Source organism: Arcobacter sp. YIC-80, assembly GCF_044841725.1.
Classification (GTDB): Bacteria; Campylobacterota; Campylobacteria; order Campylobacterales; family Arcobacteraceae; genus Arcobacter_B.
Genome location: NZ_JBJBSI010000004.1, coordinates 185,930 through 209,554 on the forward strand (window position 1 = coordinate 185,930; position 23,625 = coordinate 209,554).

Consider the following 23,625-nt stretch of genomic DNA (forward strand, 5'->3'; position numbering starts at 1 on the left):
TAGAGTATGCAGGAATTAATCCTCAATCATTTTGCCATTATTTAATTTTAATTCGTGTACTTTACCTTTTTGATAATATAACAAAAGATTTATTAGTAGTATTTTTTGTTCTTCTACAGATATACTATTATCAACAAATAAAATGAAGATAGAGCTTCATTTTATTATTTGGTTTAATTCACACATTTTATCTCTGTATTCATGTCTTTCATAAACACCAATTATTTTTAACTCTTCTACAAAAAACCTCAGCTCATCAAGGGCTAGTTGTAGTCTTTTTTCATCTGTATGTCCGTATAAGTCTGCATGAAACTGAGTTGAATACATACTTCCAATCCCTGAATAACTCTCAATTTTTATTAGATCTATTCCATTTGTAGCAAAACCACCAAGAGCTTTATAAAGTGATGCTGGTATGTTTCTAACACTAAAAATAAGAGAAGTTATGTAAGATTTGTTTTCCTCAAATTTTGGTGTTCTTTTCTCTTTACTTAAAACAATAAACCTAGTAACATTTCCTACATAATCTGAAAATTTTTCTTTTACAATTTCTAAATTATAAATCTTTGCAGCTAATGTTGAAGCAATTACAGCATGAGTTTTATCTTTTGATTTTTCTAGTTTCATTGCTGAACCTGCTGTGTCAAACTCTGAAATAGCTTTTAGATTTAACTCTTTTATATTATTCATACATTGAGCTAAAGCTTGTGGATGAGAAGATACTGTTTTTAACTCTTCTAGTTTATACCCTTTTACAGCTATTAAGGCATGTTCTATTGGATGAAAGTATTCATCTATAATATTTAACTGCATTTTAGGAATAAGCCTATATATTTCTTCAACTCTACCAGCTGATGAATTTTCAATAGGAATTACCCCAATATCTGCTCTTCCTTGCTCAACTAATTGCATTGATTCTAAAAAAGAATCAGAAGCTACTAAGTTTGAGTTTGGAAATAATTGAGAAGATGCTAAATGTGAATATGCACCTTCAACCCCTTGATATACAACTGTTTTATCCATTTAATACTCTTTTTCTTTCGTATTGAAACTCTAAAATTGTTGAAATAGTTCTTGTATAGGGGGCATCAAGACCTTGTTTTTCACAATTTCGTACAACTACCCCACAAATTTCTTCAAGTTCTAGGGGTCTATTGTTTTCTCTATCCACATACATTGAAGGTTTTAAGTTTACAAAACCTTTTATCAATTCAAACATTTTATCAACGCCTTCTTGTGATATATTTACACCTGCAGCTTTTGCAGCTACGGCTGTTTCACTCATAAGCCCATAGATAATTTTAGAAGTTTTCTTATCTGTAAGTAAAGGTCTTGTTTTCTCTTCTAATAAAGCACAAATTGCATTCACACCATTATTAATAATCAATTTATTCCATAATTCAAGTTTTATATCATCACAAAGTATCGTTGATGTTTGTGTTTTATCCAAAATATTTTTTAGTTCTTTTAAAAAAGCTTGATTTTTCTCATTTGCTTTTATAGCACCTATTAAAGTCTCAACATTTCCAGAACAATGAACATGCCCTAAAGAGATAGTATGAGAAACAATAAGCCTTGTTAATCCACCTATTACATAATCATTATTGTAATATTTTGCCATGATATCTTCATTTTCCACTCCATTTTGAAGAGAAATAAAATATGGTATTTTAGAAGAGTTTTTGGCCCAAGAAGCTAATGATTTAGAAATACTCTCTGTACTCATTGCTTTTGTTGCTATAAAAATTGCATCAATTTCTTCTGCTTTAAAACTTTTAGTAAATTCTTCAATACTATATGTGTCTATTTTATCTTCAATAGTATAATCAGGGTGAGTTACTTTCATGTTATTATTTTTTAAATATTCTAAATTCTCACCTCTAGCAATAAACTTAATATTACATCCTACTTCATGTAATATCATTCCATAAAAAGCACCTATACCACCTGCACCTATTACAACTATATTCATTATTTATTCCTATAAATTATTCATTTTTTAAAAGTCATATTATATACTAATACAGTATAATTCTACTAAAAAAGGTTTAACTTGATAAGACTTGGTTCAAATTCACCCACAAGAGCACTAATACTTAAGAATTTTGGGATTGATTTTATTCAAAATGGTGGAGATTTTGATGAAGATAGTATAACTACACAAAATCCAAAATCTTTTTGCTATGAGGCAACAAAAGGAAAATTTGAAGAACTATATAAAAAGTATGGTGTTGAAGATATGCCTTTACTTGTTGCTGATTCTGTAGTTACTGCAAATGGAAGGCTACTTAGAAAAGCAAAAGATGAAGATGATGCAAGAGAAATGTTAGAACTTCAAAGTGGAAATGAAACTTCTGTAATAACTTGTATGATTTATAAATCAAAGGAAAAAGAGCTTATAGATATAAGTGTTACTACATATAAATTTGATAAATTTGATGAAAAACATATAAATGAATATATAAATTCTGGTGAATGTTTTGGAAAAGCAGGTGCTATCATGGTAGAAGGATTTTGTAAGCCTTATATAAAAAAAGTAAAGGGATATGAAAGTTGTGCAATGGGACTTTGTGTTGAAAAACTTTTAACATATCTTTAAGAAATTTATTAAAATTCTATCATATTTATTTATAAAATTTAACTTAAAAAATATGTATAAAAACAAGACAATATTCATACAACCCTTATTTTATAGAAATTATAGTTAAATTAATTTTTTTTTAATATTTACTATTATAATATATAAATATGCCATAAGCATATATATATTTACTCATAGTAAATAAAAAGGAACAAAAAATGTTAGAAGTACTATTTGGTGGTCAAAATGTAGAAAGAATCCTACAATACTTATTAGCAAGAGACTCTGCTTATGCAAGAGAAATTGCATTATTCTATGATGTAACTCAAGCTACAATTAAAAAACAACTAGATAAATTAGAAAAAGGCTCTATTATTGTTGGCCAAGACTATGGTAATATGAGAATATACAAACTCAATCAAAGAAATATATATATGAAAGAACTTATTGCTTTATTACTAAAAGTAAGATCAACATACGAGCCAGAAGAAAGAGCAAAACTAGTAAAAAAAGATAGAACAAGAGTTAGAAGTAAAAATAAACCATTAAATTTAAGAAGATAGGTAAAATTAAATATGGAAGAAAAAAATGACCATAGTAATATTGAGTTGCTTAATAATCTGATTGATGTCCAAGATTGTGCTACATTAGTCTGTCAAGTATTAAAAAATAGAAATATTGATGTTGTATTAACTGGGGGAAGTTGTATGGAAATATATACTAATTCCAATTACTCATCACTTGATTTAGATTTTATTGCAAATCCTAATGTAAAAACAAAACAAGTAATTTCCACTATGTTAGATTTAGGTTTTCACAAGACAAAAGATGGTTATTTTAAATATAAAGATAATCCATACTTTATAGAATTTCCAACAGGTCCTATTTCTGTAGGTGACGAACGAGTACATAAAACAATTGAGTTAAAATCTCATGTTGGAACATTAAAACTTTTATCTCCAACAGATTGTGTTAAAGATAGATTATGTGCATATTACTATCACAATGGAAAAGAATGTTATCCTCAAGCAGTAGCTGTAGCACACTCAAACATAGATAAAATAGATTTTGAAAATTTAAAAGCTTGGGCAAAAAAAGAAAAATCAGATATCAAAAATGATTTAACTCAACTATTAAAAGATTTAGAAACATTAAAAAAACCAAAAACACTTAAATCTATAAAAGAGTATTTAAAATCTAAAGAAGAATCTAATTATGTAAATATAGATATAGAGACCGAATTTATTGAACTAACAGATGATTTACTTAATGATTATGTAATATATGAACTACTAAATATTGAATTAGGTGATAATACCTCATACTATGAAAAAATGAGTAAATTATATTTTGAATTGTTAAAAGTATAAAGAAAACCATTAATTTTAAATCTCACAATAACTATATTGAGAACTAAAAATTTAATAACTATTTTATAAATTTATTGTAAAATAGCCAAAAGAAAGGATACCATGAAACTATCAAATTATTTTCTATTAAGTATAACTATTTTTATTTTAACAGCCTGTAGTAAAAAAGAAATACCTGAACAATATGTTATAAATACGAAATATAAAGAAGCAAATATTTTAGAAAAAAAGGAAAAACAAAAAGTAAATCCTTTGGCATTATTAAATAAGAAAGAAAAAGAATTTCTTGAGATTATAAAAGTTGATAAATACTCTTCTTTATGTAAAAACAATGATTTTTATGAAGAAATTAAAAAACTAGATACTAAAGAAGAAATCTCACAAAATTTAAAAGATTTTTTTCCTATATATGTAAATAACTTAGAAAACTCATGTATCAATAAAGATGCTTTTTTTAAAGAACTGAAAAAAGAAAAGTACAAAGACTTTAAGTATTCATACGAAATGTATTTAAAAGAAATAAATACAAAAGCTCTTCTAAAAAACTATGAAAATCCTAATATCTCAATAAATGAAATACTAAAGCAATATACTCCCAAACATCCTGATTTTTTTAAATTTATTACGCTTTTAAATAAAAAAAATTTAAACAAAAAGAAAAAATATAGATTAAAACTAAATATTGAAAGATTGAAACTATTAAAAAGTTTTGATAATAAAAACTTTATTCAGTTAAATATTCCTTCTTATAATTTTAGTTTATATGAAAAAGGCAAAAAAGTAAAAAGCTTTGGTACAGTTGTAGGCTCAAAAAAAGATCAAACTCCTATTTTATCTAGTAAGTTATCTTATTTTATTATAAATCCTACTTGGAATATCCCTACTTCAATTGCTAAAAAAAGTATTATTCCTAAGGCTTTAAAAGATAAAAACTTTTTGAAAAAGAAAAATATTGTAATTAGATACAAAAAATATGACTTAGACTTAGAACCTATAAAATTTAAAGATGTAAAATGGGATAAATATCTAAAAGATGATGTAAAATATATACCTTATAAATTTATTCAATTGCCTTCTAAAACAAATGGAATGGGTAGAGTAAAATATATGTTCAAAAATGACCATGCTGTTTATATGCATGATACTATTGGTTCATGGCGTTTCAAAATAAATAAATCAAAGATTAGAGCTGTAAGTCATGGTTGTATTAGATTGGAGCATCCATTAGCTTTAATGAAACATATAAGTACTTATTACACGACAAAGTCATATAAAAGTGTAAGAAATATATATAATAAAGAACAAACTGACTCTATTAGACTAAGTAAAAAACTTCCTTTACATATAACTTATATCACAGCTTATGAAAAAAATGGTAAGTTAAAATTTACTGATGATATTTATGGATATGACAAAATCCAAAAGTTAAATCATAGTTTTTAAAATATCTAAAACTTTAAATAGGTAAAATATTACCTATTTAATTAGAGTTTTTATAGTAGTTAACATTCCTGTATGAAGATTGTAGTTTGCTACAGGAAAATCAAGATTATCTTCATCTGTAAGATTTACTCTATAAGAGTTTAAATACTCTCCTAAAATTTTTAAATCAATTGCTTTATAATCGACATCTTTATATTGTGTTCTTACAAGTTCATTTCTTTCATTTGATTGCTCTATTATAAAAGCCATTGTTCTTAAACAAACTAAGTCAGCCCATCTATAAAAAAAATCTTTATTGATTTCCTCTACTTTTTTTCCCTCAGGAGTAAAAAGTAGATTTTGATCTCTAAGTGGTAAAAGAACTGATAGTGTTGCTTCTACATAAGGTAAAATTTTTTCTTTCCAAAAATCTTCTTCTTCACTTTTATCTAATGCAAGAGAATATGCTTCTAAAATTTCTTCTTTTGAAGCTTTTTTTAATAATTCATCTAATGATTCATTCATCATATTACCTTTTGTACTAATTGCTCAGGAAGTAAACCTATTGACTCTTCTATTTTTTTTGTATCACCATGTTCTATAAAATCATCTTCATATTCAAAAGAAGTTAGCTTAACACATATTTTTTCTTCATTTAAAAACTCTAAAATAGCGCTTCCTACTCCACCTTGTTTTTGAGAGTCACTAAATACATACCAATCATCATATTTACAGGCTAAATCTTTTAAAGTCTCTTTATCAAGAGGTTTTACAAATCTTAAATCTAAAACTGCTATATCTTCTTCATGTAAAGCTTCAGTTTTACAGGCTCTTCCAACAGCTGCTCCATATCCAATAAAAAGTTTTTTTGAACTACCATCTTTTAAAAGTTCAGCTTTTCCTAATTTAAAACCTTCACTTTTATAATTAGTTTCTATAAATGCACCTCTTGGATATCTAATAGCACAAGGCTTATCTAAAATATAAGCAAAATCAATTGCTTGATGAAGAGTTTCATTATCTCTTGGAGCAAATAAAACCATATTTGGAATAAATCTTAAATATGAAATATCAAATGCTCCTTGATGAGTCTCCCCATCATTTCCTACAATTCCTGCTCTATCTATTGCAAAAACTACAGGTAAGCCCATAAGACATACATCATGAATTATCTGATCAAAACCTCTTTGTAAAAATGTTGAATAAATAGTGATAAATGGTTTAAAACCCTCTTTTGCCATAGCAGCCATTGAAGTTACGGCATGTTGTTCCGCAATTGCTACATCCCAAAATCTATCAGGGAAGGCGTCCATAAGTTTATTTATTCCTGTACCACTTGGCATGGCAGCTGTAACTCCAACTACATTTTCATGTTTACAGGCTAAATTAGTAAGTGCTTCTGCAAATACTGCTGTTGCAGCTTTTGGAGCTTCTTTTTTTACAAAAGCTCCATCTTCAACATTAAAAGGCCCTACTCCATGCCAATGTTCATGTTGTCCCTCTGCTACTTTGTATCCTTTACCTTTTACTGTTCTTGCATGAACTATTACAGGTTTTTTCATTGCCTTTGCGATTTCTAAAGTATCAATAACTTCTTCTAAATTATGCCCATCAATAGGTCCAATATAATCAATCCCCATTTCTTCAAATAAAATTCCTGGAGTTATAAGCTTCATAGCTTCTTCCATTCTTTTTGCTATATAAGTAGTACCCTCAGGCATATTTTTCTTAATAAAGCTATCAACTTTACCTTTAAATCCTTGATAATACTTCCCTGCTAAAAGCTTAGAAAGATATTTTGAAATAGCCCCTATTGGTTTTGCTATTGACATTTCATTATCATTTAAAATAATCACAACAGGAAGTTTTAAATCACCTAATTCATTTAAAGCTTCATATACCATACCAGCAGTCATTGAACCATCACCTATCATAACAACAGGTGTTCTATCTTCTTTTTTAAGCTGTATTGATTTAGCAGCACCCACTGCCAATGATATAGATGTTGAACTATGTCCTGCCACAAAATAATCAGCAACACTTTCATTGGGTTTTGTAAAACCACTTAATCCTTCGAACTGCCGAATAGTTTCAAACTCTTCCCATCTTCCTGTCAAGAGTTTATGAGGATAACACTGGTGAGATACATCAAATATAAAAGGATCTTTATAAGCATCAAATATATAATGCATTCCAATTGTTAATTCAACTGCACCTAAAGTTGAAGAGAAGTGTCCACCTTTTCTCGATACAACATCAATAATTCTATCTCTGATTTTTTGAGAAATATCTTCTAACTCTTCTAATGATTTGTTTTTTACTTCCATAATAATTCTTATTTATTTATTTTCTTCTAATACCTCATCTAAGATACTAAAGACTTTTGTATTTTGACTTTGTGAACCAATAGTAATTCTAATTGCATTTACACCATAGCCAGTTAAATCTCTAACAATAACACCTCTTTTTAAAAGTTGAGTTGCTATTAGCTTTGAACTATATTTATCACCAAATTTTAATGTAATAAAGTTCGTATATGAATCAATATAATCAAAACCTTTTTGTTTTGCATACTCTTCATATCTTTTCATTTCTTCAAAATTTAAAGCTATACAACTTTGAACAAACTCTTCATCCTTTAAAGCTTCTATTGCTGCTGCTAATGATAAAGTTGTTATATTAAATGGTGCTCTTAATTTATATAAAGTCTTGATAATTTCTTCATTTGCCACACCATATCCAACTCTCATACCACCTAAAGCATAAGCCTTTGAAAATGTTCCTAAATATATACAATTAGGAAATTTGTTTATTAAATCTTTTGCATCAATCTTTTTCTTTTCATCTTTAAATGAAGCATACTCTTGATAAGCTCCATCTATTACAACTAAAGTATCTTTGCTAATTGTCTCTAAAAATTTATAAACATCTTCTTTATCTAAACACTCTCCTAAAGGATTGTTTGGTAAACATAAAAATATTATATCAGCACCATGTTCTTGATACATAGCACTAAATTGTTCTAAATTATGTTCATCATCTTTTGTTTTTAAAATTTGACTTCCTGTTTGTTTACCATATATTTCATACATAGCAAATGTTGTTTTAGACATTAACATTTTTGAGTTTTCATTACACTTAGCATGAACACAAAACTCTAAAATTTGGTCACTTCCTGAACCTATAATAATATTTGATTCATTTACATCAAATTTAGTAGCTAAGGCTTCTTTTAATTCAAACATAGAATCATCTGGATATATAAACATATTTTTTGATAACTCTTGAATTTTTTCTTGCACCCTTGGCGATGTTCCATAAGGATTTTCATTAGATGCTAATTTTATTATATCTTTTGGATCAATTCCATATTCTCTTACAACTAGTTCGATTGGTTTTCCTGCTTCATAAGTTGTAACATTTTCTAAAACTTTATTAAATTCCATTTATATTTCCTATTTAATATTTATATATCGTTTATCTCTTTTACATAAGATCCTAATACTTTTACAGTGTCTTTATGTTTTGCTAACAATTCTTTAACATGTTCATCATCTTTATGTCCATCAAAATCTATAAAGAAAATAGAATTTCCTTGAACAATATGTGATTTAATTTTTGTTAAATTTATTTGGGCATTGTTAAAATCATTTAAAAACTCAACTAAAGCACCTTGTCTATCAGGTAATTCTACTAAAATAGAAGTTTTATCATTTCCTGACTGAGCATTTTCAAAATCACTTATTATAAAAAATCTCGTTTTATTATTATCTTTATCTTCAATATTTTCAAATAATATAGGAAGATTATTAAGTTTTGCACCTACATGAGGACAAATTGCTGCACTAAATGGTTCTTTTGCTGCAAGTTTTGCAGCTTTTGTTGTTGATTCAATTGGAATTTGTTCAACTTCATCTAAACCAAAATTAGCTAAAAATTTTCTACATTGTTCAAAAGCTATATCTTTAGAATAAATTCTTTTTATATCTTTTACCTTATCACAAGTACTTGCTAAAGTATGATGAATATCAAGAACAACCTCAGCAATAATTTTAAGATTATATTTACTTAAACAATTGATAGTATCAGTAACTATTCCATTTGATGAATTTTCAATAGGAACAACCCCAAATTTCGCTTTTTTAGTATCTACTTCCCTAAATATCCCATTTATTGAAGAAATCGATACATAAGAACTCATAGCTCCAAATCTTCCTTCAGCAGCTTGATGAGTAAAACTTCCCTCAGGACCTAAGTAAGCTACATTTTCAGGTAATTCTAAATTTCTTGAAATAGCAAATATCTCTAAAAATAAAGCTTCAATAGCAGCTCTATTTAATTTTCCATTATTAACAGCTTCCAATCTGTCAATAATCTCTTTTTCTCTCTCAGGTCTATAAATTGCTCCACCACTTTTAGCTTTTAAAAGTCCTACTTGATGGACAACTTCCATTCTTTCATTTATAAGTTTTAAAAGTTCCTCATCAATAGTGTCAAGTTTATTTCTTAAGTCTAATAATCCGTGCTCATTCATTTGTACCCTTTTTTGTGCTATTTAATGTACTCTTCTTCTAAAGCAATTATATCTTCAAAAGTTTCTCTCTTTCTAATTAGTCTATCTTCCCCATTTTCAACTGCAATTTCTGCAACTTTTCCTCTTGTATTATAGTTTGAAGCCATAGTAAAACAATAAGCTCCTGCACTATAAATAGCAACCAAGTCATTATGTTGTGTTTTTGGTAAGTTAATATTTTTAGCAAAAAAGTCTCCACTTTCACAAACAGGACCAACTAAGTTACAATCACTTAACTCTTCATTGTCATTTAATACCTCAATTTTATGATAAGCATTATATAAAGATGGTCTAATTAAATCATTCATAGCTCCATCAACAATAACAAATCTTTTATCACCATTTACTTTTTCATAAAGTACTTTTGATACAAATACCCCAGAGTTTCCAACTAAGAATCTTCCTGGTTCACATACAATTGTAATATCTAAACCAAATAAAGCTTCTAAAATTGATTGAGCATATTCATTTGTATCAATAAGTTTTTCATCATCATATACAATACCTAATCCACCACCAACATCAAAGAAAGATAAATCAATTTTAATTGCTGCAAGGTTTCTTACTAAATCAGCAACTAATTTAACTGATTCTTTTATTGGTTCTAACTCTGTAAGTTGAGACCCTATATGTAAATGAATACCACTTGGCTCTAAAGCTTCACTATTTTTACACTGGATATACATTCTTTTTGCTGTATCAATATCAACACCAAACTTATTTTCATGTAAACCAGTTGAAATATATGGATGAGTTTGAGGGTCAATATTTGGATTAACTCTAATTGATATTCTAGCAACCTTTCCTAACTCTTTTGCAATTACTTCAACCCTATCAAGCTCTGCAGCACTTTCAACATTTATCATTAAGATACCAAGTTCTAAAGCTTCTTTTATTTCACTATCAATTTTCCCAACACCTGAAAAAATAATCTTATAAGGTTGAATTCCTACTTTTAACGCTCTTTTAACCTCACCAATTGAAACACAATCAGCCCCCGCTCCTAAATTTGCTAAGTGCTTAATAACAGATAAATTCGAATTCGCCTTAACCGCATAAGCTAAAAGAGATTTTCTAGCTTTAAAAGCCCCTTTTAATTCTTCATATTGTGCCGTAATATGATCAAAATCATATACATAATATGGCGTTTGATACTTGTTTGCTAATTCTTTAAAATTTATATTCATACTCTTTAATTCCCTATTCCTCTTTAAAATCTTAATTTAAAATTTCAATAAATTAAAAATTAAAACTTTTTTGTTTTATATATAAATAATTAGTAAGTATGAGATTTTGAGTGAAGTTCAAGGCGGAAGAAAAGTTTTAGGCAGGAGCTTACTGTAGTAAGTGAGTGTCTAAAACTTTTCTGACAACGTAGAAGTTCGCCAAAAGCTTATGCTTAATGACTATTTATCTGTGCCATTCCATGCAATAGTAGGTCTTCCATTCTCATCAAAATTAACCGCAGGCATACCCATTACATTAAATCCTGAATCAACATAATGAATTTCACCTGTTACTGCTGAACTTAAATCAGATAATAAATACATACCTGAGTTTCCAACCTCATCAATTGATACATTTTTCTTTAAAGGAGAATGTGCTTCATTCCACTTAAGCATAAATCTAAAATCACCAATACCAGCTGCTGCTAAAGTTTTAATAGGTCCAGCACTAATAGCATTTACTCTAATTCCATCTTTTCCTAAATCTTCTGCTAAATATTTTGTAGTCATTTCTAACGCAGCTTTTGCTACACCCATTAAGTTATAATTAGGAATATATTTAGCTCCACCATAATAAGTTAATGTTAATACAGATGAATTATCACTTAATAAAGGTTTTAATTCTCTTACTACTTCAATTAATGAATAAACAGAGATATCCATTGCCACATCAAATGCTTCTTTAGAAATATCATAAAATCTTCCAGATAAGCCTTCTTTTGGAGCAAATGCAATTGAGTGAACAATAAAGTCAATTTGACCCATATCTTTTTCAATTGATTCTTTTAATGCTTTAATCTCTTCTGGTTTAGATACATCACAAGGATATACATAATCAGCACTTCCAAACTCTTGTGCAATTGGTTCAACTCTTTTCTTTAAAGAATCATTTAAATAAGTAAATGCAATTTGCGCCCCTTGTGCCGCACAAGCTTTAGCAATACCATAAGCAATAGACTTATTGTTTGCAACACCTAAAATTACACCTTTTTTACCCTTCATAAACATTATAAATCCTTTGTATTTTCTAAAATTTGAATAAAGTCTTCAATAATCCATGAAGCAGTACCTATTAATGCCCCATCAACACCATGTAATGAACAAATATCTCTAACATTATCAACTTTTACAGAACCACCATATAAAAGTGGTTTTTCAATTTTTGATTTTAGTGCAGAATGAACATCTGTAATATCTTCAAGTGTAGCTGTAACACCTGTTCCAATAGCCCAAATAGGTTCATAAGCTAAAATTAGATTTTCATAATTTATATCAATTCCTTCAAATTGAGAATAAATATATTCTAATGTTTTTTCTAAACCTTCTTCTTTAACTTCTAAAGGCTCTCCTACACAATAAATTATTTTATATCCAAGTTCACTATAAAAAGCAAATTTTTTTGCTATTTCTTCTTGAGATTCTCCTAAAATATGTCTTCTTTCACTATGACCTATTAGAATTGTATTTACATCAAATTCATCTAATTGTTCTGTACCAATCTCTCCTGTAAAAGAGCCTTTCTGCGTTGCATAAGCATTTTGTACTCCAATATTTAGTGTTGGTATTGTTTCAAACTTATCAAGTGAAGTTGATGTTGGGAAAATATATACATCACTCGACACATTATTTGATACTAAATATTTATTTACTTCTTCTACAAAATAAGATGTTGTTTTTCTTGTATGGTTTGTTTTAAAATTACTAGCAATTATTGCCATAACATTCCTTTTTAATAGTTCTCTTTAAAAAGAAAACTTTATTTCTATTAATATTTAGTCTTCAATAACTAGTGCTTTTACACCTGGAAGAACTTTTCCTTCAATTAATTCTAGCGATGCTCCACCACCAGTTGAGATAAATGTCATTTCATCTTCATCACCAGTTACTCTTACTAAATCAGCAGTATCACCACCACCAACTACAGTTGTTGCATAAGATGAAGCTACTGCGTGTGAAATTTTTGTACTACCTTTTGCGAATTTATCCATCTCATAAACTCCCATTGGTCCATTCCACAAAATAGTATGCGCGTCTTCTAGGGCTTGAGAGAATAAAAGTGCTGTTGCAGGTCCAATATCTAATCCCATCCAACCTTTTGGAATTTCTTGTGTAGTAGTTGGTTTAGCAAATGCTTCTGCATCAAATGCTTCTGCTGCTACAACATCTACTGGTAAATATAATTTTACACCTAATTGTTTTGCTTCTTCCATAATCTTAATTGCTTCAGGAATTAAATCTTCTTCTACTAATGAGTTTCCAACTTCATAACCTTGTGCTTTCAGAAAAGTAAATGCCATTCCTCCACCAATAAGAATCTTATCTACTTTTGGTACAAGGTTATATAAAGCTTCTAATTTTCCAGATACTTTTGAACCACCTACAATTGAAACAAATGGTCTTTTTGGCTCATTTACAATATGATGGAAAAATTTAATCTCTTTAGCAAGTAAGAAACCAGCTGCTTTTGAATTAATATCAAAATGTTGTGCAATTCCTTCAACAGAAGCATGTGCTCTATGAGATACACCAAATGCATCATTTACATAAACATCAGCCATAGAAGCAAGTTTACTACTTAAAGCTTCATCATTTTTAGTTTCACCTGCTTCAAATCTCATATTTTCTAATAATAAAATTTCACCAGCTTCTAATGATTTTGCCATTGAAATAGTATCATCACAAACTATTCCAGGAGCCATTTTAATTTCTTGCTTAAGTAAAGTATGTAATCTCTTAGCAATTGGTTTTAAAGAAAATTTCTCTTCAAAACCATTTTTTGGTCTACCAAAGTGTGAGGCTAAAATAATAGAACAATCATTATCAATACAATATCTGATTGTATTTAAAGCACTTCTAATTCTTCTATCATCAGTAATATTATTGTATTCATCCATTGGTACGTTAAAGTCACATCTAATAAATACTCTTTTATTTGCTATATCAATACTTTTGATTTCTTGTAATTTCATCTTTTCCCTTACTACTAGTTAGTTGCTACGTGAACACCCATATCTACAAGTCTAGTAGAGTATCCCCATTCATTGTCATACCAAGATAATACTTTTACCATATTTCCTTCAATAACTTGGATAGTATCTAAAGGAACAACTGTTGATAATGTCTCACCATTAAAGTCAGAACTTACTCTATATTCTTCATCTACTCCTAAAATTCCTTTTAAAGAACCAGTTGAAGCTTCTTTAAATGCAGCTTGAATTTCTTCTAAAGTTACATCTTTTTTAAGAGTTACTGTTAAATCAACTAATGAAACATTTGGTGTTGGCACTCTAATTGCTTGACCATTTAATTTTCCATTTAAATGAGGCATTACTTTTCCAATAGCTTTTGCAGCACCAGTACTAGCTGGAGTTAAGTTAGTTGCTCCTGCTCTTCCTTTTCTTGGATCTTTTTTATCTTTTGCATCTAAAATTGGTTGAGATGAAGTATAAGAGTGAATTGTAGTCATTAAACCTTTTTCAATTCCATAAACATCATCTAAAACTTTAGCAACTGGAGCTAATCCATTTGTAGTACAAGAAGCATTTGAAACAATTGCTTCTCCAGCATAAGTTTTTTCATTTGCTCCCATAACAAATGTTGGTGTATCATCTTTTGCTGGTGCAGACATTACAACTTTTTTAACTCCACCATCAATATAAGCTTGACACTTCTCTTGTGTTAAGAATGCTCCCGTACACTCTAAAACAACATCAGCACCATATTGAGCAAAGTTTAATTTTGCTGGATCTCTTTCTGCTAGTAATTTAGCTTTGTCATTTCCAATACAAACATACCCATCTTTAACTACAACATCTGCATTCCCATGTACAGTGTCATATTTTAGGTTGTATTGAATCATTTCTTCACTACCACTTGCATTAACAGCTACTAATTCAACATCATCTCTACTTGCTACAATTTTAGCAACACATCTTCCAATTCTACCTAATCCGTTAATTGCAACTTTAACAGCCATATTTTCCCTTTATTTAAATCTTAATGGTAGATATTTTATCCAAAAATTGCTATAATATTATTTAAGCAAAATTCAAAGGTTTTAAATAGGTGCAACTAGCGATATTTGGTGGGAGTTTTGACCCTGTTCATATAGCTCATATTACTATTGTTGAACAAGCATTAGAAGAACTAAATATTAACAAAATTATTGTTGTCCCCACATATTTAAATCCTTTTAAAACAAACTATCATTTAGAACCTAAATTAAGATATGAGTTGTTAAAAAAAGTATTTCAAAAAAACAAAAAAGTTGAAGTTTGTGATTTTGAAATAAAACAAAATAAAGCAGTTCCTTCTATTGAAACTGTCAATTATTTAAAAAACTTATATAAACCTTCTAAAATTTATCTCATAATTGGTGCTGATAATCTAAAAAGTTTAGAAAAATGGTATAAATATGAAGAATTAAATTCTTTAGTTGAATTTGTTATAGCAACAAGAGAAGGATATGAAGGCAATAAACTAGATAGTTATAAAGTTTTGAATGTTAATATTAATATTAGTTCTTCAAAACTTAGGGATGAAATCGACTTAAATTTTATTCCATATCAGATAAAAGATGATATTATACATCATATAAAATATGAAAAGGTAAACTTTGAACAGAATTGAAAAGATAAAACAAATACTTGATGAAAAGAAAGCTGAAAGTATAGAAGTTATTGACTTAACAAAAAAAGACTATATAGTTGATTATGTAGTTATTGCAACTACTTTAAATCCTAAACATGGTTTTGCATTATTAAACTACTTAAAAACTGAACTTAAGCCATTAGGTGAAGAGTTTTTAAGAGTGGATGAAAATGATGATTGGACTATTTGTGATTTAGGTGATATGTTTATTAACCTAATGAATGAAGAAGCAAGAGAAAAGTATTCACTAGAAGACTTTTTAAATCAACTAGAAGAAAGAAAATAAAAGAGGAGAGTTTTACTCTCCTCCTCTCATAACTTTTCCATAATTAGATGTAGCATCTTTTGCTCCACCCATATTACCTGTATAAATTGCAATACCAATAACCAAAGCAAAAATTACTAAAAACCATTTCATTACATAATCTCCCGAGCTTTAATTCCTAATAAAGACAATCCAACTTTTATGCTTAATGCAGCCATTGATAATACTTTTAAATAAGTATTTTGATGTTGGACACCTACAACCTTATTATCATTATAAAATCTATGCACAGATGAAGCTAAAGAGTATAAGTAATCAGTTACTTTTTGCATATCTCTTTTTATGAATGCTTCTTCAAGCACAGAACCTAATAATAATGACTCATATACTAAATTTAAACCATCTTGATTTAAACTATTAAAATTTTCATTTTTTACATCATCTATACTAAGTTCAGCTTTTTTAAAAACTTGGTTTATTCTAGCATGTGCATAATTAATATAAAATATAGGATTTGATGAATCTTGATTTTTTAACATATCAATGTCAAAATCTAAATGAGTATCACTTTTTTTAGTTAAGAAAATAAATCTTAAAGCATCAGAACCAATTTCTTTTGTGATATCTGACATTAAAATTACATTACCTGCTCTTTTAGACATTTTATAAGGTTCTCCACCTTTTAATAATTGCACCATTTGAGAAAGTAATATTTCTAATTTTGAAGAATCATTTCCTAAAAACTCAATTGCAGCTTTTACTCTTTTAATATATCCATGATGATCTGCACCCCAAATATTAATATATCGATCGTAAGCTCTATCATATTTATCTTTATGATAAATAATATCGCCTGCTAAATATGTTGGGATACCATTATCTCTTACTACAACTCTATCACTATCATCACCATGATCAGTTGATTTAAGATAAACTTTTTCATCTTTTTCATATAAAGATCCATTTTTTTCTAAAACTTCTTTAGTTTTATCCCAAGATGAATATAAAGATTTTTCAGATACAAAATTATTGAATTCTACACCTAAATCTTTTAAATCTTTTACAATAATATCCATAACTAAATCTTTTGAGAAAAAAGCTATTTCTTTATATTTTGATTCATCATAAATAACTTCTTTTCCAAATTTTTCAATTACTACTTTAGCAATATCAATTAGATAATCCCCTCTATAGTAAGTCTCTGGATAATCTACATCTTCTTCAAATATAAAATCTCTTGCAGCTAATGAAACAGATAAACCTAATAAATCCATTTGTGCACCAGCATCATTTATATAATACTCAGTAGTTATATCATAACCTAAATAATCACCTACTCTAAATAAAGTATCTCCAAAAACTGCTCCCCTTGCATGTCCAATATGTAAAGGTCCAGTTGGATTAGCTGAAACATACTCTAATAAAATTTTTTCATGTTTAGGCTTTGATTTTGCAAAATTCATTTTTGAATTAAGTGCATCATCTACTAATGATTCTAAAAAAGAAGTTGAAAGTTTAAAATTAATAAAACCTTTTACCGCTTCAACTTTTTCAAACATTGAAGTATTATCAAATTTTGCAGCTAACTCTTCTGCTATAAGCATAGGAGATTTTCTAAATTCTTTTGCTAAAGAAAAAGCAATTGGTGTCGCAAAATGACCCAAACTGCTATCTTTAGGTTTTTCTAAAACTACATCTTTTTCTAGTGTTTTTTCAATAAACTCTTTTACTAAACTCTGCAATTTATTCTCTTATACTGTTTTAGATTCGTTTTTTGTTTCTGATTTAGTTTCTGATTTTTCTTCTAACTCATCAGCTTTTTTAGTGTCTGCAACTTTTTCGTCATCTTCTTTTACTGCATTTTTAAAGTTTTTGATTCCTGATCCTAAACCTTTAGCAAGTTCTGGTATTTTTTTACCACCAAACAGTAGTAATACTACTAAAGCTATTAAAATCCATTCCATACCACCTGGCATACCCATGAGAAATCCTTATAATTAATTTTTATTCTTATTAAATATTATATCTTCTTAATGCTTAAAAAAAATGATTTAAATCAAATTTCATAGATTTTATTTTAGAAAGAAATTTAATAACTTATATGCACTCCCAGCAGCTAATACAGTTCCTAAAAGATTTAAAATCATATTTGTAATAGCTAAAAATATTGAAGTATTAAAAAGTAAATATGATTCTATAGCAAAGGTAGAATATGTAGTTAAAGCTCCTAAAAAACCTGTAGTTAAAAAAGCTTTTAGAGTAGGTGAAGTATCAAAGTGATTGAAATAAGCAAAAAGCAATCCTATTAAAAAAGAGCCTATCACATTTACTAATAAAACTCCAATTGGAAACTCTAAAGGTATATATTTATTACTTAAATGTACACTATAAGCTCTAGCTATTGCACCAAGGAATCCTCCTATTCCAATAGCTAAAATAGTTTGCCAACTAAGAGACATTTTTAGATAGCTCTTCTTGGAAAACTTTATTCATTTTAGCTTCTGTTTGTTCAAACCAATCAGTTTTTTTATCTGCTTGTACAGGTTCTAAATATATTACTTTAACAATACCAGGTTTAGCTTCAAGTTTTTTTGAATCTAAGATATCTCTTGTATTAAATAAAAGTACAGGCTGAACTCTTAAGCCATGTTTATTAGCAACCATTTTTGCACCTGGTTTAAATGATAGTAGTTCTTTACCATTTGATCTAGTTCCCTCAGGAAACATAGCAATTGGTCTTCCTTTATCAAGTCTATCTCTTGTTTCTTTTAAAAGGTGGATAATTCCCGCTTTATTCTCTCTATCAATACTAATCATTCTTGGGGCTTTTATTATATGTCCAAAAAAGAAAAGATCTGAAATTTCTTTTTTAGCTACCCAAGCTAAATCCCTTGAGTGAATATACTCCATTACTATAATGTCAAGTAGGGATTGATGATTAAGCATAACCATATCACATGACTCATCTAGTTTTCCATGTTCTTCTAGTTTTATGCCTAAAAAGAACATTTGTAATTTCATCCATATTTTAATTACTTTATGAGTATGATTTCTAAATGTATACATTGCTACCACAGTAATAGCAACAGTAATAGAAAATTGAATAAATATTATAATTCCTCTAATCTTCTTCAAAGTTTTCTTCCTTAACCCATCCAATAAATTTATTATCAATTCCCATAATTTTTATGAAATCTCTTTTTTTACTTAATACTTCAACCTTTTGTTTTTCATCTAATTTAAAAAATATTGTAGAGTTCTTTGTAGGTAAAATATAAATAAAAGAGTCTTTTTTTACTATACCTTTTTGATTTGGCATTAAATAAATTGAAGTAATTATGAATAAAATAATTGTTATTACAAGATATATTTTATTTCTTTTTAATATATAAATTATTAAAAAAATAATAAATAAAATTGCTACAGCAATTTTTTTATATTTTTCAAAACTTGAATCATTTGGATTTAAATCTGTTTGTGTACTTACTAATTCATTTTGTAATATTAATGGTATTGTAACACTTTGTAAACTTTTTGTAGAAGTATTATAATAATTAAAAACCACTTTCTTTTTATGAACAGGCATAACAAAATAGTAAATGATATTTTGTGTTGAATAATTATCATTAAGTTTAGTAACACCTTGTTCTGAAATACCATTTAACTTAAAATTTTCAAGGTTTGAGCCTATTGCATCTATATCAATTATTGTTAAAGATTCTTTATTATTATACTGTTTAGTTTTATATGCTTTTAATTTTAAATCTTTTGCTATAACTCCACTAAATCTAATATCACCCTTAGCAATATCTGAATAGTTAATATTAATTGCATTTAAAATACTCTTATCAATCACTTGAGCATTTTTTTCTAAACTAACATTTAAATTTGGGATTTGAAACTTTGGATTAGAAGCCTTATAATAAAAAGAGTTTTCATAAACATTATCACTAATTTTTTTCCAGCTACTTTGTTTATTTAATGGTTGAATATTTCCCCCACTAAATGAAGTTTTTATTTGATCAAAATATTTTGAGGTAACTAAAGCTTTTACAACAATTTCAAATCTTTGATTTTTATATACATTTTTAGGGACACTTTTATAAGATAAATACAGGTTTTTTGCAGCAAATAAATTTACACAGAATAATAAATTAATAAAAATGAGTATAGATATTATTTTTTTCATAATTACTTTTATTTAAGAAGATAGATTTCTCTATCTTCTTATTGTAAAAATCCTTTTAGCATTTTTACTCCATCATCACAACCTAATAATTCTTCGATTGCTCTTTCTGGATGAGGCATCAATCCAAATACATTTTTTGACTCATTACAAACACCTGCAATATTTGCTAATGAACCATTAATATTTGTATCTTTTCCATTTTCATCACAATATTTAAGAAGTATTTGTCCATTTTCTTCTAATTTACTTAGACTTTTTTGGTCAATAAAGTAATTACCATCATGATGAGCAACTGGGATATTAACTATTTCATCTTTTTTCATTAGTGATAAAAAGCTATTATCATTATTAATAACTCTTAAATGATTATATTTAGAAATAAAGTGAAGTGAATCATTTCTTTTCATTGCACCTGGAAGTAATCCCGCTTCTAATAGAATTTGAAAACCATTACAAATTCCTAAAACTTTTCCACCTTTTGCAGCATATTCTTGAACTGAGTCCATAATATTAGCGAATCTAGCAATTGCACCTGATCTTAGATAATCACCATAAGAAAATCCTCCAGGAATAACTAAAAGGTCAGTATCTTCTGGGATATTTTTATCTTTATGCCAAATTATTTCAACTTCTGCACCCAATTTCTCAAAAGCATATTGAGTATCATATTCACAGTTAGTTCCTGGAAATTGTAATACTGATATTTTCATATTAACCTACTATTTCTATTTCATAATCTTCAATAACAGTGTTAGCAAGAAGCTTTTCACACATTTTTGCAACTTCTTCTTTTGCTTCATCTTCATTTGTAGAGTTTAATTCCATAATAATTTGTTTACCAATTCTTACGTCTTTAACTACTTCTTTAAATCCTAAAGTATCTAATGCATGATGAGTTGCTTTACCTTGATCGTCTAATACACCTTGTTTTAATGCTACATTTACAATTGCTTTCATATATACCCTTCTTCTTTTAATATTTTGCGATTATATCTAATTTTATCTCTTATATAGTTAAACTATTTTCTATCGTTGTATATCCACTTAAGATTTTATCTTTAATCTCTTGAGGAACATTAACATCCAGTTTTTCACCAGCTTTTAAATCTTTAGCTTGTTCTTTCCAATTTTGTGCTTTACCAAAATCTCTTAATATTTGTTTATCCATTGAAATATAATTTTTTGAGTCAAAATCAGTTTTAGAAATAAATCTTGAACTTTCAGGAGTTAAAACTTCATCTCCTAATAACCACTCACCTTTTGAATTTACAAATATTTCAAATTTAGTATCAACAACTATAATATTATTTTCAAAAGCAAACTGTGTAAATTTTGTAAATAAGTTTTCTAAACTTGAGATAATTTCTGGGAAATGTTCTCTTACAGTTTTTGAATTTAAAGGTACATCTTTAACACCTTTTGTTGTAGGAGTAAAAATTGGATTTTCAAATTTATGCCATTGAGGTAAATCAGAAGACAAATCTAAACCATAAGGATCTTTTCCATTTTGACAAGCTTCAAATAAAGAACCTGTTAAATAATTTCTAAAAATAAATTCAAATTGAACAGTTTCTCCATCAATATTTGCTTCTAAAGGTTTACATAATTCCATAATTTGACATCTTGGAGCTATTTTTAAAGATTGATCAATTTTTTCATCTAAAATAGCTGTTTTAATTCCTGCTTTATTAGCGAACAATGCTCCACTATTAGAAATAGTAGTTTGAGAAACTCCCTTACCTTCAATTTCTAAGTTTAGTGGAATATCAAAAACAGAACATCTATCACTTCTAACTAGGAGAACTTTAGGTTCATCCCCAGGACAAGTATAAAGATCAGCATTTTTACCTATGTAGAAAAGGTTATATCCTAAGTTTTCTAACTCAGCAATACCTTTTTTTGTTGTAGTTTTTTTTGATTCTGGCCATAGACCAAGTGATATGATATCACTAATTTTCATTAATTCCCCCTATTAATAAATTAATGTTTATTTACTCATAATAATTAAACTTTTTAAAATACCAATTGATGTATTCAATTGATTATCTTTCGCAAGATCTTCTTTTGAAATTATCTTTTTATCTGATTTTTTAATCTCTTTTTTCTGTTTTTTAGTCTCTACTTTTTCAAGCTCACCTTCTAAATGCTTTTTTAAATCTGCTTCTTTTATTTTAAATTCTGAATTTGCATCTTGTGGAACTTCACCTGAATATGCAATTACATCAGGTGTTACACCTGTAGCTTGTATAGTTCTTCCACTTGGTAAATAGTATTTTGCAATTGTAAGTTTAATATTTTCTGTTCTATCATTATTTATTGGAAGTACTGCTTGAACAGAACCTTTTCCAAAAGTTTTTTCACCAATTACGATAGCTCTTTTATGATCTTGTAAAGCACCACTTACAATTTCAGAAGCAGATGCAGAACCTGCGTTTACTAAAACAACTAATGGTTTTTTAGTAATTGTACTTGAAGTAGTAGCTAAAAATTTTTCTTCTGTACTTTCATCTCTACCTTTTTGAGAAACAATCACACCTTTATCTACAAATAAATCAACAGTACCAATAGCTTGTGATAATAATCCTCCAGGATTATTTCTTAAGTCTAAAATTATTCCATCAACATTTTTTTTGTTTTCTTTTATAGCTTTTTCTAAAGCACTAACAACTTTTGAATCAAAACTACTAATTCTTAAATAAAGTAACTTTTCATCCTCTATTTTTTTAGCAAAAACAGATTCTACTTTAATAATATCTCTAGTAATTTTAATTTTTAGTGGTTTATTTTCACCTTCTCTAACAATTGTTAAAAAAATATCTGTTTTTGGTTTCCCTCTCATTAAAGAAACAGCTTCATCTAAAGTCATATTTAAAGTAGCTTTATTATCTATTTTTAATATAATATCTGAAGCTTTTATTCCAGCTTTATAAGCAGGAGTATTGTCAATTGGGGAAATTACAGTTAAAGCACCATCTCTCATACCAACAGTAATTCCTAAACCACCAAATTCACCCTTAGTTTGAATACTCATTTCTTTTGAAGACTTTTTATCAAGAAAGCTTGAGTGAGCATCTAGTTCTTGCATTAAACCTTTTAAAGATTTATTTACTATTTCTTGTAGTTTTATATCATCAACATAATACTTTTCAACAGTACCTATAACTTTTGTCATTTTTGATAAAGATTCAAACCTTGTAGGTTCATCTTCTTGAGGTTCTGTAGTTTTTGCAAAAAGTGTTTGAGTTAGTGTAAATAGTATAGTTGAAGCCAATATTAGTTTTTTCATTTGAATATAACCTTATTAAATTAATAAAGATATATTATACAAAAAAGTTTATAAAAGTAAGAT

26 protein-coding genes are annotated in these 23,625 nt (G+C 27.8%); 6 read left to right on the top strand and 20 right to left on the bottom strand.

What is annotated here, in order from left to right:
• Positions 1-156 precede the first annotated feature (156 nt).
• Together ACH5BK_RS07945 and ACH5BK_RS07950 are read right to left on the bottom strand one after the other, a co-directional pair.
• Entirely contained in the window at positions 157-1,023 is an 867-nt protein-coding gene (locus ACH5BK_RS07945; protein WP_404306184.1) for a prephenate dehydratase, read from the bottom strand.
• Positions 1,016-1,972 (bottom strand): ketopantoate reductase family protein, encoded by a 957-nt coding sequence (locus ACH5BK_RS07950; protein WP_404306186.1) that lies wholly within the window; start codon positions 1,970-1,972, stop codon positions 1,016-1,018. The genes ACH5BK_RS07945 and ACH5BK_RS07950 overlap by 8 nt, the downstream gene beginning before the upstream one ends.
• Positions 1,973-2,053: 81 nt before the next feature.
• Here ACH5BK_RS07950 and maf point away from each other — a divergent pair, with 81 nt between their 5' ends.
• The 4 genes from maf to ACH5BK_RS07970 all read left to right on the top strand — a co-directional run bounded on the left by maf (position 2,054) and on the right by ACH5BK_RS07970 (position 5,394).
• A complete protein-coding gene (gene maf, locus ACH5BK_RS07955; RefSeq protein WP_404306188.1) occupies positions 2,054-2,599 on the top strand; it encodes a septum formation inhibitor Maf in 546 nt (181 codons plus the stop codon).
• Between the two features lie 200 nt (positions 2,600-2,799).
• A complete protein-coding gene (locus ACH5BK_RS07960; protein WP_404306189.1) occupies positions 2,800-3,144 on the top strand; it encodes a winged helix-turn-helix domain-containing protein in 345 nt (114 codons plus the stop codon).
• Between the two features lie 12 nt (positions 3,145-3,156).
• Positions 3,157-3,951 carry a hypothetical protein gene (locus tag ACH5BK_RS07965; protein WP_404306191.1) on the top strand — a complete coding sequence of 265 codons (795 nt, stop codon included), beginning with the start codon at positions 3,157-3,159 and terminating at the stop codon, positions 3,949-3,951.
• 102 nt (positions 3,952-4,053) lie between these two features.
• Positions 4,054-5,394, top strand: coding sequence for a L,D-transpeptidase family protein (locus ACH5BK_RS07970; protein ID WP_404306193.1), 1,341 nt, complete (start codon positions 4,054-4,056; stop codon positions 5,392-5,394).
• 33 nt (positions 5,395-5,427) lie between these two features.
• On the opposite strand, the gene ACH5BK_RS07975 is transcribed toward ACH5BK_RS07970, so the two are convergent.
• The 9 genes from ACH5BK_RS07975 to gap form a co-directional block, all read right to left on the bottom strand.
• Complete coding sequence (locus ACH5BK_RS07975) at positions 5,428-5,898, bottom strand: hypothetical protein (RefSeq protein WP_404306195.1); 471 nt, start codon at positions 5,896-5,898, stop codon at positions 5,428-5,430.
• Positions 5,898-7,700, bottom strand: a complete 1,803-nt coding sequence (dxs, locus tag ACH5BK_RS07980) for a 1-deoxy-D-xylulose-5-phosphate synthase (protein ID WP_404306197.1) — start codon at positions 7,698-7,700, stop codon at positions 5,898-5,900. Before dxs ends, ACH5BK_RS07975 begins: the two co-directional genes overlap by 1 nt.
• A gap of 12 nt (positions 7,701-7,712) precedes the next feature.
• Positions 7,713-8,819 (bottom strand): histidinol-phosphate transaminase, encoded by a 1,107-nt coding sequence (gene hisC, locus ACH5BK_RS07985; protein WP_404306199.1) that lies wholly within the window; start codon positions 8,817-8,819, stop codon positions 7,713-7,715.
• A gap of 20 nt (positions 8,820-8,839) precedes the next feature.
• On the bottom strand, positions 8,840-9,907 hold the full coding sequence (pheA, locus tag ACH5BK_RS07990; RefSeq protein WP_404306201.1) for a chorismate mutase: 1,068 nt from the start codon (positions 9,905-9,907) through the stop codon (positions 8,840-8,842).
• A gap of 17 nt (positions 9,908-9,924) precedes the next feature.
• On the bottom strand, positions 9,925-11,163 hold the full coding sequence (lysA, locus tag ACH5BK_RS07995) for a diaminopimelate decarboxylase (RefSeq protein ID WP_404306253.1): 1,239 nt from the start codon (positions 11,161-11,163) through the stop codon (positions 9,925-9,927).
• A 189-nt stretch (positions 11,164-11,352) separates the two neighbouring features.
• Complete coding sequence (fabI, locus tag ACH5BK_RS08000; RefSeq protein ID WP_404306203.1) at positions 11,353-12,180, bottom strand: enoyl-ACP reductase FabI; 828 nt, start codon at positions 12,178-12,180, stop codon at positions 11,353-11,355.
• Positions 12,180-12,890, bottom strand: coding sequence for a triose-phosphate isomerase (locus tag ACH5BK_RS08005; RefSeq protein WP_404306205.1), 711 nt, complete (start codon positions 12,888-12,890; stop codon positions 12,180-12,182). The genes fabI and ACH5BK_RS08005 overlap by 1 nt, the downstream gene beginning before the upstream one ends.
• Before the next feature lie 54 nt (positions 12,891-12,944).
• The gene (locus ACH5BK_RS08010; protein ID WP_404306207.1) at positions 12,945-14,141 is read right to left on the bottom strand and encodes a phosphoglycerate kinase; all 1,197 of its coding nucleotides are present in this window, start codon (positions 14,139-14,141) and stop codon (positions 12,945-12,947) included.
• 14 nt (positions 14,142-14,155) lie between these two features.
• On the bottom strand, positions 14,156-15,148 hold the full coding sequence (gene gap, locus ACH5BK_RS08015) for a type I glyceraldehyde-3-phosphate dehydrogenase (RefSeq protein WP_404306209.1): 993 nt from the start codon (positions 15,146-15,148) through the stop codon (positions 14,156-14,158).
• An 89-nt stretch (positions 15,149-15,237) separates the two neighbouring features.
• On the opposite strand from gap, the gene nadD reads away from it, so the two are divergent.
• Together nadD and rsfS are read left to right on the top strand one after the other, a co-directional pair.
• Positions 15,238-15,801: a nicotinate (nicotinamide) nucleotide adenylyltransferase gene (gene nadD, locus ACH5BK_RS08020; protein WP_404306211.1), complete on the top strand. Its 564-nt coding sequence runs from the start codon at positions 15,238-15,240 to the stop codon at positions 15,799-15,801.
• Complete coding sequence (rsfS, locus tag ACH5BK_RS08025) at positions 15,788-16,108, top strand: ribosome silencing factor (protein ID WP_404306213.1); 321 nt, start codon at positions 15,788-15,790, stop codon at positions 16,106-16,108. Before nadD ends, rsfS begins: the two co-directional genes overlap by 14 nt.
• 131 nt (positions 16,109-16,239) lie before the next feature.
• Here the strand turns inward: rsfS and argS are convergent, their stop codons facing one another.
• The 9 genes from argS to ACH5BK_RS08070 form a co-directional block, all read right to left on the bottom strand.
• Positions 16,240-17,829 carry an arginine--tRNA ligase gene (gene argS / locus ACH5BK_RS08030; RefSeq protein ID WP_404306214.1) on the bottom strand — a complete coding sequence of 530 codons (1,590 nt, stop codon included), beginning with the start codon at positions 17,827-17,829 and terminating at the stop codon, positions 16,240-16,242.
• A gap of 9 nt (positions 17,830-17,838) precedes the next feature.
• Positions 17,839-18,069: a twin-arginine translocase TatA/TatE family subunit gene (locus ACH5BK_RS08035; RefSeq protein ID WP_404306216.1), complete on the bottom strand. Its 231-nt coding sequence runs from the start codon at positions 18,067-18,069 to the stop codon at positions 17,839-17,841.
• Between the two features lie 90 nt (positions 18,070-18,159).
• Positions 18,160-18,546, bottom strand: coding sequence for a fluoride efflux transporter FluC (locus tag ACH5BK_RS08040; protein ID WP_404306218.1), 387 nt, complete (start codon positions 18,544-18,546; stop codon positions 18,160-18,162).
• Positions 18,536-19,222, bottom strand: coding sequence for a lysophospholipid acyltransferase family protein (locus ACH5BK_RS08045; protein ID WP_404306220.1), 687 nt, complete (start codon positions 19,220-19,222; stop codon positions 18,536-18,538). The genes ACH5BK_RS08040 and ACH5BK_RS08045 overlap by 11 nt, the downstream gene beginning before the upstream one ends.
• The gene (locus ACH5BK_RS08050) at positions 19,209-20,276 is read right to left on the bottom strand and encodes a hypothetical protein (RefSeq protein ID WP_404306222.1); all 1,068 of its coding nucleotides are present in this window, start codon (positions 20,274-20,276) and stop codon (positions 19,209-19,211) included. Before ACH5BK_RS08050 ends, ACH5BK_RS08045 begins: the two co-directional genes overlap by 14 nt.
• A gap of 38 nt (positions 20,277-20,314) precedes the next feature.
• Positions 20,315-20,986, bottom strand: coding sequence for a phosphoribosylformylglycinamidine synthase I (gene purQ / locus ACH5BK_RS08055; RefSeq protein WP_404306224.1), 672 nt, complete (start codon positions 20,984-20,986; stop codon positions 20,315-20,317).
• A 1-nt stretch (position 20,987) separates the two neighbouring features.
• Positions 20,988-21,233 carry a phosphoribosylformylglycinamidine synthase subunit PurS gene (gene purS, locus ACH5BK_RS08060; protein ID WP_404306226.1) on the bottom strand — a complete coding sequence of 82 codons (246 nt, stop codon included), beginning with the start codon at positions 21,231-21,233 and terminating at the stop codon, positions 20,988-20,990.
• Between the two features lie 49 nt (positions 21,234-21,282).
• Positions 21,283-22,236: a phosphoribosylaminoimidazolesuccinocarboxamide synthase gene (locus ACH5BK_RS08065; protein WP_404306228.1), complete on the bottom strand. Its 954-nt coding sequence runs from the start codon at positions 22,234-22,236 to the stop codon at positions 21,283-21,285.
• 27 nt (positions 22,237-22,263) lie between these two features.
• Complete coding sequence (locus tag ACH5BK_RS08070) at positions 22,264-23,562, bottom strand: S41 family peptidase (RefSeq protein WP_404306230.1); 1,299 nt, start codon at positions 23,560-23,562, stop codon at positions 22,264-22,266.
• Between the last annotated feature and the right edge of the window lie 63 nt (positions 23,563-23,625).